At 69.9% G+C, this 13337-nt stretch carries 13 protein-coding genes; 7 read left to right on the top strand and 6 right to left on the bottom strand.

The features are described 5' to 3' along the window. Positions 1–38: 38 nt before the first annotated feature. Positions 39–1211 (bottom strand): low temperature requirement protein A, encoded by a 1173-nt coding sequence (locus P0Y48_12470; GenBank protein ID WEK13258.1) that lies wholly within the window; start codon positions 1209–1211, stop codon positions 39–41. Beyond that, a complete protein-coding gene (locus tag P0Y48_12465; GenBank protein WEK13257.1) occupies positions 1208–2416 on the bottom strand; it encodes a low temperature requirement protein A in 1209 nt (402 codons plus the stop codon). Before P0Y48_12465 ends, P0Y48_12470 begins: the two co-directional genes overlap by 4 nt. 193 nt (positions 2417–2609) lie before the next feature. Between P0Y48_12465 and purL the strand changes: the two genes are divergently transcribed. From purL to P0Y48_12445, 4 genes are all read left to right on the top strand, one after another. Beyond that, positions 2610–4931 carry a phosphoribosylformylglycinamidine synthase subunit PurL gene (gene purL / locus P0Y48_12460; protein WEK13256.1) on the top strand — a complete coding sequence of 774 codons (2322 nt, stop codon included), beginning with the start codon at positions 2610–2612 and terminating at the stop codon, positions 4929–4931. Further along, on the top strand, positions 4928–5080 hold the full coding sequence (locus tag P0Y48_12455) for a hypothetical protein (protein WEK15097.1): 153 nt from the start codon (positions 4928–4930) through the stop codon (positions 5078–5080). The genes purL and P0Y48_12455 overlap by 4 nt, the downstream gene beginning before the upstream one ends. A gap of 354 nt (positions 5081–5434) precedes the next feature. After that, on the top strand, positions 5435–6439 hold the full coding sequence (locus P0Y48_12450; GenBank protein WEK13255.1) for a hypothetical protein: 1005 nt from the start codon (positions 5435–5437) through the stop codon (positions 6437–6439). Positions 6440–6471: 32 nt separating this feature from the next. Next, entirely contained in the window at positions 6472–7212 is a 741-nt protein-coding gene (locus P0Y48_12445) for a hypothetical protein (GenBank protein ID WEK13254.1), read from the top strand. Between the two features lie 80 nt (positions 7213–7292). On the opposite strand, the gene P0Y48_12440 is transcribed toward P0Y48_12445, so the two are convergent. The 3 genes from P0Y48_12440 to P0Y48_12430 all read right to left on the bottom strand — a co-directional run bounded on the left by P0Y48_12440 (position 7293) and on the right by P0Y48_12430 (position 10555). Next, the gene (locus P0Y48_12440) at positions 7293–8186 is read right to left on the bottom strand and encodes a glycine betaine ABC transporter substrate-binding protein (protein WEK13253.1); all 894 of its coding nucleotides are present in this window, start codon (positions 8184–8186) and stop codon (positions 7293–7295) included. 114 nt (positions 8187–8300) lie between these two features. Next, complete coding sequence (locus P0Y48_12435; GenBank protein ID WEK13252.1) at positions 8301–9224, bottom strand: proline/glycine betaine ABC transporter permease; 924 nt, start codon at positions 9222–9224, stop codon at positions 8301–8303. Further along, the gene (locus P0Y48_12430; GenBank protein ID WEK13251.1) at positions 9224–10555 is read right to left on the bottom strand and encodes a glycine betaine/L-proline ABC transporter ATP-binding protein; all 1332 of its coding nucleotides are present in this window, start codon (positions 10553–10555) and stop codon (positions 9224–9226) included. The genes P0Y48_12435 and P0Y48_12430 overlap by 1 nt, the downstream gene beginning before the upstream one ends. 359 nt (positions 10556–10914) lie before the next feature. On the opposite strand from P0Y48_12430, the gene P0Y48_12425 reads away from it, so the two are divergent. The 3 genes from P0Y48_12425 to P0Y48_12415 are packed head-to-tail and all read left to right on the top strand — an operon-like array spanning position 10915 to position 12907. Beyond that, entirely contained in the window at positions 10915–11313 is a 399-nt protein-coding gene (locus tag P0Y48_12425) for a GntR family transcriptional regulator (GenBank protein WEK13250.1), read from the top strand. Then, a complete protein-coding gene (locus tag P0Y48_12420) occupies positions 11310–12224 on the top strand; it encodes an ABC transporter ATP-binding protein (GenBank protein WEK13249.1) in 915 nt (304 codons plus the stop codon). The genes P0Y48_12425 and P0Y48_12420 overlap by 4 nt, the downstream gene beginning before the upstream one ends. After that, entirely contained in the window at positions 12221–12907 is a 687-nt protein-coding gene (locus P0Y48_12415; protein WEK13248.1) for a hypothetical protein, read from the top strand. The genes P0Y48_12420 and P0Y48_12415 overlap by 4 nt, the downstream gene beginning before the upstream one ends. Positions 12908–12940: 33 nt before the next feature. Here P0Y48_12415 and P0Y48_12410 read toward each other — a convergent pair whose 3' ends face one another. Further along, positions 12941–13264 (bottom strand): chorismate mutase, encoded by a 324-nt coding sequence (locus P0Y48_12410; GenBank protein WEK13247.1) that lies wholly within the window; start codon positions 13262–13264, stop codon positions 12941–12943. Positions 13265–13337 lie beyond the last annotated feature (73 nt).

Here is a 13337-nt window from a genome sequence, read left to right as displayed (position 1 = left end):
CTTTCGGATCCGGGGTTCGATCGCAGTATGGCATGCGGTCAGCGCGGCACCTCCGCGCGACGCAGCCCGCCGACGACGGTGACGGCGACGACGATGACGGCGACGATCACGTTGGCGGTCGAGGCTGTCAGCCACGGTGCTGCCAGGATGGTCAGTCCCACGAGCGCCGCTCCGACGAACAGGGATGCCGCGTCTCGCGGACGCTTGTTCGCCGCCACCTGCAGACCGCCGACGGTGGCGAGCGCGAGTGCCACGGGAAGCGACACGGCGACGACGGCATCCGTGCTGCTCGCCTCGCCGGCAAGGAGGTCGAGTTGGGCCTGCACCCCCGCGCCGACCGCCGCCAGGGCCGCATAGAGGAGGTAGTGGCCGTAGCCCCAGACGAACGCGGCGCGCCGATTCCTCGTCAGACCGTCGCGTCCCAGCGCGTCGAAGTAGATCCACCACAGCCCGAACGCGATCGCCAGCGCGGCGGCGACGATGACGACGACGGTCCCGAAGGGCGCATCGCCCTCGACGGCACCCTGGAGCCCGATGGTCACCGACAGCACGGTTTCACCCAGCACGATGAGCGCGAACAGACCGTACCGCTCCGCGATGTGGCCGGCATGGAACACCGGTCCGGGCGACCGGCGGACGGCGAGGATCGGCGTGCCGAGATCGACGGCGAGCGCGACGAGGAACACGAGGAACGTCAGCTGGCCGGGGACGATCGCGCCCAGGACCCACAGCGACTGGGCGACCGCCAGCCCCGCGGCATACGTGAGCGCGAAGGCGCGGTGCGCTCGGTCGGAGCTCGCGGCCCTCAGCCACTGGAGGATGAGCGGCACGCGCATACCGGTGTACGCGAGCGCCAGCGGAACCAGGTTGCCCTCGGCGGCCGTGTGGACGGTCGAGGCGACGGCCAGCACTCCGGCCATCTGCAACAGCGTGAGCACGCGATGGATCGCGTCGTCGGTGTCGAACGCGGTGGCGAACCAGGTGAACGACATCCACGCCCACCACACCGGGACGAAGAGGAAGGCGTAGGTCAGCGCGGCTTCCGCCGCGTGTCCGTCGGCGATGCCGTGGTGGAGGTCGCCGGCCAGGAGCGCGACGGCGACGACGAAGCACAGGTCGAAGAACAGTTCCAACGGTGTGGCGCTGCGTTCCTCCGCCGAATGGTCGCGCATCGACACGACGCGGACGGAGGGCAGCCGTCGCGCCATCATGCGACACCTGCGGTCGCTTCGGAGCCCCGAGGGTCTCGTCGCCGTCGATACGCGAGGGATGCCGTCAGCGTCGCGGTGATCGCCAGCGCCACCGCCACGGCGGCGAGAGCGGCGAGGGCGGGGAGGGCGAGCGCGATCGGGAGGATCGCGAGCGGCAGCGCCACGGCGGGAGTCGCCCAGACCACGACCGAGGACGGGTCGTCGCCGAGCCGCACCGCGATCAGCGCGTTCGTGAAGTGGTAGAGCGCGACACCGGCGCACAGCGAGACGGCCGAGACGCTGGGCAGGGGCTCTCCGGGATGATGGATCGCCACCGCGATGGCACCGGCGATCACGGTGACACCCGCCAGCAGGGGGTACGGGAGGAACCCGATGATGTCTCGGATCGCGCGCGAGTCCTCTCGTTCACGAAGGAGGTCGAGTCCGAATCGCAGCGCGTCGGCGCCGTAGAAGAAGAACGACCACGCGAGGAAGGACACGATCGCGAGAGCGAGCGCCGCGGCGGCGGCACTGTCGGGCGACCAGTGCGTGTTCACGGCGGCGACGGTCGTGAGCACCGACTCGCCCAGCACGATGATCACCAGGAGCCCGAAGCGTTCGGAGAGATGCTCGACGTCGATCCTCGCCATGGCGGCGCCGCCCCAGCTGCGGAACGTCCCCACCAGCATGACCACCTCCACGATCAGTGCCAGCGCCCACAGTGCGAAGCTCACCGGTGCGGGCAGCACCGCCGACACGATCCACAGCAGGGCGGTCAGGCCGTTGTAGATCAGGACACGCGAGCGTGCCGCTGCACCGTCGCCGCGAGTGCGTCGCAGCCAGAGGAAGAGGAGGAGGAGGCGCAGCGCGGCGTTGCCGGCCGCGAACAGCGGCGCCCGCTCCCCGATCGCTTCGGGTGCCGCCACCGCGATGGCGCCGACGGCGAACATCGCGATCATCATGACGACACCGAGACCGCGACGCGTGAGGTCGGGCGACGCATTCACCACGAACGTCAGGTTCACCCACGACCACCAGACCGAGGCGAACAGGGCAAGGAAGACGGCGAGCCCGACGACCGTCGGCTCTTCGTGCAGGCCGTGGGCGAGCTGACCGATGAGGGCGACGAAGATGAGGTCGAAGAACAACTCCATCCAGTGCACGCGCGACGGGTCACGATCGCGCAGCGCGGGCCCACCGGGTGCGGTGTCGAGTCGATTGCTCACTGAGGAAGTTCCCTTCACGCCGCCTGGGATGCCTCGGCACAGCCCCCGTTGCACGGTCGTCCCCTGAGAAGACAGACTTCGCGCGGTTTTCTGACGCGAACGCCGTCGGCCGCGCGAGCCGTGGCCGCGGCGCGGCGCAACTAGACTGGATGCCGATCCCCCGCCGGCATCCCGAGTCTTGGAGCCCAGCCGCGTGAGCACCCCTCTTGCAGACACCGTCGAGAACGCCGCCGCCACTCCGGAGCGCGAACAGCCCTACGCGGCGCTGGGGCTGAAGCCCGACGAGTACGACCGGATCCGCGAGATCCTCGGCCGCCGCCCCACCAGCGGTGAGCTGGCCATGTACTCGGTCATGTGGAGCGAGCACTGCTCCTACAAGTCGTCGAAGATCTACCTGCGCCGCTTCGGCCAGAAGGTGTCCGACGAGATGCGCGAACGTCTCATGGTCGGCATGGGGCAGAACGCGGGCGTCGTCGACGTGGGCGAGGGCTGGGCGGTCACCTTCAAGGTCGAATCGCACAACCACCCGAGCTACATCGAGCCGTTCCAGGGCGCCGCGACCGGTGTCGGCGGCATCGTCCGCGACATCATCTCGATGGGTGCCCGCCCGGTGGCGGTCATGGACCAGCTGCGCTTCGGAGCGATCGACAACCCCGACACGGCGCGTGTGGTCCACGGCGTCGTCAGCGGCATCTCGTTCTACGGCAACTGCCTGGGCCTCCCGAACATCGGCGGCGAGACGGTGTTCGACGCCGTCTACCAGGGAAACCCCCTCGTCAACGCGCTCGCGGTGGGCGTGCTCCGCCACGAAGACCTCAAGCTCGCCAATGCGAGCGGTGCCGGCAACAAGGTCGTGCTCTTCGGAGCGCGCACCGGCGGCGACGGCATCGGCGGCGCGTCGATCCTGGCATCCGACACGTTCGCCGACGGCGGTCCGACCAAGCGCCCCGCCGTGCAGGTGGGCGACCCGTTCGCCGAGAAGGTGCTCATCGAGTGCTGCCTGGAGCTGTACCAGGGCGAACTGGTCGAGGCGATCCAGGACCTCGGTGCCGCCGGCATCTCGTGCGCCACGAGCGAGCTCGCCGCCAACGGCGGCTCCGGCATGCGGGTCGACCTCGAGAACGTGCTGCTGCGCGACCCGTCGCTCACGCCCGAGGAAATCCTCATGAGCGAGAGCCAGGAGCGCATGATGGCGATCGTCGCGCCCGAGAAGCTCGACGCGTTCCTCGCCGTGGTGGACAAGTGGCAGGTCGAGACGAGCGTGCTCGGCGAGGTCACCGGTGACGGCCGGTTGCAGATCTTCTGGCACGGCGAGCAGATCGTCGACGTCGACCCCTCGACCGTCGCGGTCGACGGGCCCGTGTACGAGCGTCCGGTGGCGTACCCGACGTGGATCGACGCGCTCCGGGACGACTCGGCATCCGCCCTGCCCCGCACCGACGACCCGGAGACCCTGCGCAGCCAGTTCCTCCAGCTGCTGTCCAGCCCGAACCTCGCCGACACGTCGTGGATCACGAACCAGTACGACTACTACGTCATGGGCAACACGGCGCTGAGCTTCCCCGACGACGCCGGCATGATCCGCGTCGACGAGGAATCGGGGCTCGGCTTCGCGATCGCCACCGACTGCAACGGCCGTTTCTGCCAGCTCGACCCGTATGCGGGCGCGCAGCTCGCCCTCGCCGAGGCGTACCGCAACGTCGCCGTCTCGGGCGCCATCCCCACCGCCGTCACCGACTGCCTGAACTTCGGCAGCCCCGAGAACCCCGAGGTCATGTGGCAGTTCGGGCAGGCCGTCGACGGCCTCGCCGACGCGTGCCTCGAGCTGGGCGTGCCCGTCACGGGCGGCAACGTCAGCTTCTACAACCAGACGGGCGACCAGCCGATCTTCCCCACCCCGGTGGTCGGCGTGCTCGGCATCATCGACGACGTCGCCCGCCGCATCCCGTCGGGATGGCAGGATGCCGGCGAGAACATCTACCTCCTCGGTGTCACCGCGACCGAGCTCAGCGGATCGGCGTGGGCCGGGACGGTGCACGACCACCTCGGCGGTCGTCCGCCGGCCGTCGATCTCGCGCAGGAGAAGAAGCTCGCCGAGCTGATCCACGCGGCATCCCAGCAGGAGCTCGTCTCGTCGGCTCACGACCTCTCCGAGGGCGGGCTCGGCCAGGCCCTCGCGGAGAGCGTGATGCGCTTCGGCGTCGGTGCCCGCGTGTGGCTGCGGGAGATCATGGAGCGCGACGGCGTGGATGCCGCGACCGCCCTGTTCAGCGAGTCCACCGGTCGCGTGATCGTGTCGGTGCCCCGCGAGGAGGACGTGAAGTTCCGCGGACTGTGCGAGGGTCGCGGCTACCCGGTGCTGCGCATCGGCGTGACCGACCCGGCGGCGGAGGGCGAGGAGCCCGCGCTCGAAGTGCAGGACGTGTTCACGGTGCCGCTGTCGGAGCTGCGCGAGCAGTCGCGCGGCACGCTTCCCGCCGTCTTCGGCGACATCATCGAGGAGGTCGTCGCGTGACCCTGTCGAAGCCGACTCCCGAAGACGACGAGTACGCGGGCATGAACGCCGCGCGTGGACGTCGCACGCGCATCATCGCGTGGGTCGTGATCGTCTCCCTCATCCTCGTGGGCGGCGGCTCGACGGTGCTGGCGCTGCTCTTCGGCTGAGCCCGGCGGACCATGTCCCACTCTGTGCAGGGGCATGTCCCACCCTGTGCGGGGCATGTCCCACATTCGGTCGATCCCAAGGCCCTGAAACAGCCGAAAGTGGGACATGCAGCGGATGCCACGGTGATCGCGCCCGCCAGGGTCACATGTCCCACCTTGTGCGGGGCATGTCCCAGTTTGTGCAGGGCCATGTCCCACCTTGTGCAGGGGCATGTCCCACATTCGGTCCATCCCGCGGCCCTGAAGCAGCCGAAAGTGGGACATGGAACGGGATGCCCACAACGGATGCCTCAAGGGATGCCGCGGGCGGCGGACTCCCGGACGGGATTCAGGCATGCTGGCTAGCATGGCGTCATGGACCCGATCGGCTGGACGACGATCGCCGAGTTCTGGTGGATCGGACCGGCCGTGATCGGCGCCGGCGCGTTCGGATGGTTCGGTCTGCGGCACCAGCGCACCGAGCGCGCGCGTCGGCTGGCGTTCGACGCGGCCAAGCAGGAGCTGCGCGCCGCGCGACAGCGTTCGGCCACTGCGCGGGCCACGGCGAGGGTCGCCCGCGCCGAGCTGGCACGGGCGCAGGCGGAGCGCACGGCATCCCTGGCCACCTCGTCCGACGTGGCTGCCGCGCGCGCCGACGTACAGTCCGCGCAGCGGGAGACACGCGCCGCCGCTGCCACTCTTCGCGCCGCTCGCGCCCGCGTCACGGCCGCCCGGGCTGCGCTCCCGCGACCCGCGACGCCCGCCGACGAGTTCCCCCTGGCGCGCCTCACCGCACAGCACGACGCGGTGACCGCCCGCTGGATGGAGTACGAGACGGATGCCGCCCGCGTGCTCGCCTTTCCCGCGATGACCGATGCCCGCCATCCGCAGACCGCGGCGTTCCTCACGGCGCAGGCCGACGCTCAGCGGCTCCGCCCGACGGTCGCTCGCCGCACCCGTGCCCAGGTCACGGCGGCCGAGTTCACCGCGTATCGGGATGCCGTGCAGCGGCTCGAGCGCGCGTTCGACGCGGCCGAGCAGGAAGCTTGGCGGCTGGCCCGCGCCGCCGGCACCGCACCGGCGGGAGGTTCCGTCCCGCGGGGTCCCGCTCCGGAGTCGACCGGAGTGCCGCCGTGGTCGGCGATCGCACAGTCCGCCATGTCGCGTTCGGCGGAGGCGCTGACCCGGGCCGCGGAGGCTGCGGCATCCGCGCTCGACGGGCGTCTCGCCGGAGACTCGCGCCGTCCGAACCCGTCGCCGGGACCGACTCCGCAGCCGAATCCCGAACAGCTGAAGACGCCGAAACCGCACGGTCCCGACGAGGGCGTCTGGCCGGTTCCTTCACGCGGCGACCGACGGCCCGGCCCCGACGCGCGCTGAGTAGTCCGCTCCCGCGCGGTTAGCATGGCACGGTGGAGCCGTTCTTCGATTTCCTGCGCGGGTACTGGTGGCTCGTGTTCCCCCTCATCCCGGCGTTCGGTGCCGTGGCGAGCGGGTGGGAGCGCGCCTCGCGCCGCCGACACGAGCGGCGACTGGAGATCCTCAAGATCAAGGGCGAGCTGAAGGCGGCCGCGACGGCGGCGCGGGCCAAGCCGGTGGCCACGGCATCCGAGCCTCGGCCCATCACCCGCCCCTCGCCGCTTCCCGACCAGCTCGACCGACTGTTCGGGACGCACGACGCCGTCACGGCACGCTGGCTCGAGTACGAGCTCGACGTCGCGAAGCTCATCGACTATCCCGCGATGAGCGACGGCCGTCAGCCGCTCACGGCCGCCTTCTTGAAGTCGAAGAAGATCGCCGACGGGCTGCGGCCGGCATCCGCGTCGGCGAAGGTCACTCCGGAACAGGTGGCGGAGTATCGCGCCGCGGTGACCGACTACGAGGTCGCTTTCGAGCTGGCGGAACGCGACGCCCGGCGCCAGAGCACGAGCGGTCTGAGCGAGGCCGAGCGCAAGCGGCTCGCAACCGCGAAGCAGCTGCTGTCGGTCGCGACCGACGAGGCCGCGACGGCCGCCGAACGGCAGAGCGCCTACAAGCGGGCTCGGCGCGAACTCGACGGCCTCATCTCGCTGTCGGACGAGGCGATCGTCGTGCTCGAGACCAAGATCGCGGCGGAGCTTCCCGCCCCCGACGCACCGCGAGCCGACACGTAGCCACCGAGCCGACCCGATCCTCGCGTGAGAATCGTGTCGGCTCGCGCGGAACGTGCCGGCTCGGCGGAGACGGATGCCGGTCAGGCAGTGAGCGTGTCGACCCACTCCTGGTTCTCGGTCATCCACTGGCGGACGATCTCGGTGTAGTCGGTGACGTCCTCACCCGTGTTGTACATGACGTTCTCCAGCGAGAACAGCGCCTCGCTGTCCATGCGGAACTCCGACAGCCACTCGTTCACCTCGGGGTGATCGGTCTCGAAGCCGCTCCGCGCGAACGTGTGGATCGACTCCGCGGCACCGAGGGTACCCTCCGGGTCGGCGAGGTCCTTGATGTCGTACGCGTCGTACGCCCAGTGCGGACGCCACAGCGTCACCGCGACGTTCTCGCCGGCGTCGAGCTTGCTGTCGAGCTCCGCGAGCATCGCGGGAGTGGACGAGGTGATGAAGTCCATACCGTCGAGGCCGTAGGTGGGGATGACCTCGTTCTGTGTGGCGGCGGTGAGTCCGGCGCCCGGCTCGATGCCGATGAGGCGGTTGTCGAACTGGTCGGCGGCTCCCGCGAGCTCCTCGAGCGAGTCGATCGGCGCGTCGGCGTTCACCGCGACCGTGAGCTTCGCGTCGTCGTTCCACGAGCCCAGGTCGACGATGTCGTCGCCGAACTGCTCGAAGTACGCCGCGTGAGTGAGAGGCAGCCAGCCGTCGAGCGCGAAATCGTAGTCGCCGCCGGCGACGCCCTGGAACACGGGACCGGCATCCGCGTACTCGAGGTCGACCGTGTAGCCCTTGTCCTCGAGGATGAGCTTCCACAGGTACGACACGGCCTCGCCCTCGGGCCAGCCGTTGAAGACGCCGATGGTGACCTCCTTCGAGGCCGCCTCGCCGTCGCCGTCGGAGCCCGTTCCGGCGCAGCCGGCGAGAGCGAGTGCCGCCGCGGAGCCGAGCGCAAGGGTGCTCAGGAGGTGGCGCTTCTTCATGTTCTTCCTTTCTTCCCCTGTGCTGTGGCAGGACTGCCGTCACGGGGTGTGGGGATGCCCGAGGGATGCCACGGGCAGGCGGCGCGGATCGCGCACCGCCGGTCGGGGGGTCTGTCAGGCGTTCGCGGGAACGCGCGTGTCGGCACCGGCATCCCCAGGGGATGCCGCGGACGACGGCGTGGCCGAACGGCGACGCGGTCGCTGGCGTGTGCCGAGTGCGCCCGTGAGACGGTCGAGGATCATCGCGATCATCACGACGGCGAGGCCGGCCTCGAAGCCCAGCGGCACGTTGACGGAGCTCAGCGCCTGCACGATCGGACGGCCGAGACCCGGGGCGCCCACCATGGAGGCGATGACCGACATCGACAGCGACAGCATGATGATCTGGTTGATCCCCGCCATGATCGACGGGAGTGCGAGTGGGAGCTGGATCTGGCGGAGCACACGGCCCGGTGTCGCGCCGAACGCCTGCCCGGCCTCGACGACCTCCGGGTCGACGCCGCGGATGCCGAGCTCGGTGAGACGCACGCCGGGGGCGATCGCGAACATGATCGTCGCGACGATGCCCGGCACGACGCCGACGCTGAAGAGGAAGATCGCGGGCAGCAGGTAGACGAAGGCGGGCATCGTCTGCAGGAAGTCGAGGATCGGTCGCACGACGTTCGAGACGGTCTGCGAGCGCGCGGCCCAGATGCCCAGCGGGATCGCGATGGCGGTGGCGATGAGCACGGCCACGATCGTGAGGGCCAGGGTGAGCATCGCGTTCTCCCACTGGTCCACGGCGAGGATCACGACGAAGCCGAGCACCGTGCCGACCGCCAGCTTCCACCCCTTCACGAGCCAGGCGGCCGCGGCGAAGACGAAGATGACGGCCCAGAACGGCGGGGTCGTGAAGACCCAGGAGGCGACGTCGTAGATGGCGGAGAAGACCGTGGCGATGGCGTCGAAGAAGCCGCCGAGGTACTCCTTGAGGAAGTCGATGGCGTCGCGGACGGCCTGGCCGAGCGGGATCCGGATGAGCGATTCGAACTGCTCCATCAGCGGGCACCTCCGTCCAGCGCGGGCTCCGCCGGCACGGCGGGGGCGCTTCCGGCGGCGGCGTCGACGAGCGGGGTGAACTCGGCGACCAGGTCGATCGGGGTCTGGATGATCGGCATCTCGCGGGTCGTGGCGGGCACGTTCCCAAGGGCGGCGAGGAGCGTGACGCGGGGGATGACGCCGAGCAGGCGGCGTTCGGCATCCACGACGGCCAGGGGCACCGTCGCTTCGACGGCCGTCTCGACGATGTCGGTGAGGAGGTCGTCGGGACCGACGGTGGGCACCGAGGCGTCGACGATCTCGCGGAGGTCGGTCTGCCCGGCCTTGACCGCCCGAATGACGGCGCGGTCGGTGACGACGCCGACGAGCCGGCGGTTCTCGGTCGCGAACACCGCGCCCGCCTGCTGCGCGCGCAGCGTGCGCAGGGCGCCGCGGACGCCGGCGGTGAGGGGCGTCGTCAGGTGCGGGGGCTCCATGACCGAGCCGGCGGTGAGCACGCGGGCGCGATCGACGTCCTGCACGAACTGCGCGACGTAGTCGTTGGCAGGATCGGTGAGGATCTCCTCGGGGGTGCCGTTCTGCACGATGCGGCCGTCGCGCATGACGGCGATCCGGTCGCCGAGGAACATCGCCTCGTTGAGGTCGTGGGTGATGAACACGATCGTGCGGCCGAGTTCGCGCTGCAACTCGACGAGCTGCTCCTGCATCTCGCGTCGGATGAGCGGGTCGAGGGCCGAGAAGGCCTCGTCCATCAGGAGGATGTCGGTGCCGGCCGTGAGGGCGCGCGCGATGCCGACGCGCTGGCGCATGCCGCCCGAGAGTTCGTCGGGCATGGCATCCGCTCGGTCGCCGAGACCGACCCGGTCGAGGATCTCCTGGGCACGGCGGCGACGCTCGCTGCGTCCGACGCCCTGGATCTCGAGCGCGTAGGCGGCGTTGTCGAGCACGGTGAGGTGGGGCAGCAGCGCGAAGTGCTGGAACACCATCGACACCGACGAGCGACGGATGCCGCGGAGCTCGCCCGGCGCGGCGGTCGTGACGTTGCGGCCACCGATGAGCACCTGGCCGGCGGTCGGCTGCAGCAGTCCGTTGAGCATGCGGATGATGGTCGACTTGCCGGAGCCGGACAGGCCCATGATGACGAAGATCTCGCCGGGGTTCACCGTGAAGCTCGCGTCGATGACGGCGGCGGTGCCGACGTCGGCGATGTCGGCGCGGGTCTGGCCGGCTTCGAGCCGGCGGACGCCTTCGCGGGGATTGCGGCCGAAGACCTTGTACAGGCCCTGGGCTTCGAGGGCGGGAGCGCCTTCGGGGGACGGGGGAACGGTCACGTGCTTCACCTCGGCGGCCGCGCGCGCGGCAGCATCGGTTACGCCCGGGTGGCGGTCATCGGCGCAACCCGCCGCACGCGTCGATCCTCGGACGCGGGGGGACGTCACGCTCCGGCGACACACATCGGGTCTGTCGCCCAGACCGCCGACCATACGCCCGCTCGGATGGTGTCGGAGACACGACATCGAGCGGTCGCGGACTGGTCGTCGGGGGCCGATGAGCATGCTCGCGGCCCTCTTTCCAACGTAACGAGGTTCACCGAAGGCCGCAAACCGAGGCATCCCGCGCACACCGCTTGACATCGTCTCGTCTTCGTTGCATGGTTAGTTAGTCGAGTAACTAACCCAAGAGGTGACGGATGATCGAAGAAGGACGCGCGCTCTTCCTGCAGATCGCGGAGAGCGTGGAGGACTCGATCATCGACGGAGCCCTCGCCGAAGAGGCGCAGGCACCGTCGACGAACGAACTCGCGGCCTTCTATCGCATCAACCCGGCCACTGCGGCGAAGGGGATCGCGATGCTCACCGACAAGGGCGTGCTCTACAAGCGCCGCGGCATCGGCATGTTCGTCTCGCCGGGGGCCCGCGCGCTGCTCCTCGCCGAGCGCCGTGCCGCCTTCGTCGAGCGCTTCCTCGATCCCCTCCTGGCGGAAGCACGCACCCTGGGCCTCGCCGCCGACGACCTCGCCCGCCTCCTCGCGGAGCGGGCGCAGCAGCAGCCCACCGACACGACAGCAACGGAAGGAACCGCACGATGACCAGCGTGATCGAGGTGAAGCACCTCACCAAGCGTTACCGCGACACCGTCGCGGCCGACGACGTGAGCTTCACGATCGAGAAGGACACGATCTACGGCCTCCTCGGCCGGAACGGGGCCGGCAAGACCACGGTCATGTCGATCCTCACGGCGCAGAACTTCGCCACGAGCGGCGACGTGCGCGTCTTCGGCGAGCACCCGTACGAGAACGCCAAGGTGCTGCGCCGCATGTGCTTCGTCCGCGAGAGCCAGAAGTACCCCGACGACGCGAAGCCCGCCCACGCGTTCCAGATGGCGCGGCTCTTCTTCGAGAACTGGGACCAGGCCCTCGCCGATCGTCTCATCGCCGACTTCCAGCTGCCGATGACCAAGACGATCAAGAAGCTCTCGCGCGGCCAGCTCAGCGCCGTCGGCGTGATCATCGGCCTGGCATCCCGCGCGGAGATCACTTTCTTCGACGAGCCCTATCTCGGACTGGATGCCGTCGCCCGCCAGCTCTTCTACGACCGGCTGCTCGAGGACTACGCCGCGCACCCGCGCACGATCATCCTGTCCAGCCATCTGATCGACGAGGTGTCGAATCTCCTCGAGCGCGTGATCGTCATCGACGGCGGCCGGATCATCATGGACGAGGAGACGGATGCCGTGCGCGGTCGCGCCGCGACGATCGTCGGCGACGCCGCAGCGGTCGACGCGTTCGTCGCCGGCCGCGAGGTGATCCACCGCGAGAGCCTGGGCCGCGTCGCCTCGGTCACGGTCCTCGGCGAACTCACCGGGGCGGACCACGCCCGGCTCCGCGAGGAGGGACTGGACGTCGCTCCGGTCTCGCTCCAGCAGTTGATCGTCCGCACCACGCAGCACGCGGCCGGCGCGTCCGCCGACCGCGGCGTCAAGGAAGGGAGCCTGTCGTGAACCGCACCTGGAATGTCGTGCGCATGCAGCTGATCAACAAGCAGACCTACGTGTGGGTGCCGCTGATCGTGCTGGCCGGCTCGTTCCTGCTCACCCTGGTGATCTGGTCGATGGTGCCCGCCGAGGGTCAGAAGTACAGCGGCGGCGCACAGGCGGTGTACTGGTACTTCGGCGTCGTCGGCGTGCAGTCGCTGACGCTCACCTTCCCGTTCTCGCAGGCGATGAGCGTCACCCGTCGGGAGTACTTCTTCGGAACGACGCTCACGGCGGCGCTCTTCTCGGCGCTGCTGGCGACGCTCTACGTCGGCGGCGCGTTCCTCGAGCGGGCGACCGGAGGGTGGGGACTGCAGGGCTGGTACTTCTCGGTCGACTGGATCTGGGATGCCGGGCCGGCGGCGGCATGGCTGCTGTACTTCGCGGTCCCGATGGTGTTCTTCATGATCGGCTTCGGCTCGGCCACCATCTACAAGCGGTTCGGCAGCGTGTGGCTCACGGTGGTGCTCGTGAGCATCGGGCTCGCGCTCGTCGGGTCGGGCTGGCTCATCGGGCGCCTCGACGGCTGGCGCGCTGTCGGTGAGTGGATCGGAACGCAGGGCACCGCGGGCATCGCCGCCTGGACGCTCCTCGTCGCCCTCGTCATCGCGGCCTTCTCGTTCGCACCGCTCCGGCGGGCGACTCCCTGACCGCCGTCAGGGGTTGGACCGGGGCCGAACGCGTCAGTCGCGTTCGGCCTCGGCCGTGTGGTGGCGGATGACCTCGGCGACGACGAAGTTGAACCACTTCTCGGCGAACTCGGGGTCGAGGTCGGCTTCGGCCGACAGTCGGCGCAGGCGCGCGATCTGCTGCTCTTCACGGTTCGGGTCGGATGCCGGCATCCCGTGCTCGGCCTTCAGCACACCGACCTGCTTCGTGCAGCGGAAACGCTCGGCGAGCAGGAAGATGAGCGCCGCGTCGATGTTGTCGATGCTCGCCCGCAGACCGAGCAGCCTCGCGGTCGCGTCGGTCGTGGCGGTCGTGGCATCCGCTGTGTCGTCCGTCATGAGTCCTCCCCGACCCGAGCGTACCGTCTCACCCCGCGGCTCGACCGTCCCGGCGAGGTCACCGACGCCCCGA

Source organism: Candidatus Microbacterium phytovorans (genome assembly GCA_029202445.1).
GTDB lineage: Bacteria > Actinomycetota > Actinomycetes > Actinomycetales > Microbacteriaceae > Microbacterium > Microbacterium phytovorans.
Note: the sequence above shows the minus strand (reverse complement) of the source record. Positions and strands in the feature narration are given on the sequence as shown.

What these genes read in the sequence shown, in the direction of transcription:
- P0Y48_12450 (WEK13255.1), top strand. Translation starts at nt 5,435, where the DNA reads ATGGACCCGATCGGCTGGACGACGATCGCCGAGTTCTGGTGGATCGGA.
- P0Y48_12420 (WEK13249.1), top strand. Translation starts at nt 11,310, where the DNA reads ATGACCAGCGTGATCGAGGTGAAGCACCTCACCAAGCGTTACCGCGAC.
- P0Y48_12435 (WEK13252.1), bottom strand. Translation starts at nt 9,224, where the DNA reads ATGGAGCAGTTCGAATCGCTCATCCGGATCCCGCTCGGCCAGGCCGTC.
- P0Y48_12425 (WEK13250.1), top strand. Translation starts at nt 10,915, where the DNA reads ATGATCGAAGAAGGACGCGCGCTCTTCCTGCAGATCGCGGAGAGCGTG.
- P0Y48_12410 (WEK13247.1), bottom strand. Translation starts at nt 13,264, where the DNA reads ATGACGGACGACACAGCGGATGCCACGACCGCCACGACCGACGCGACC.
- P0Y48_12470 (WEK13258.1), bottom strand. Translation starts at nt 1,211, where the DNA reads ATGATGGCGCGACGGCTGCCCTCCGTCCGCGTCGTGTCGATGCGCGAC.
- P0Y48_12440 (WEK13253.1), bottom strand. Translation starts at nt 8,186, where the DNA reads ATGAAGAAGCGCCACCTCCTGAGCACCCTTGCGCTCGGCTCCGCGGCG.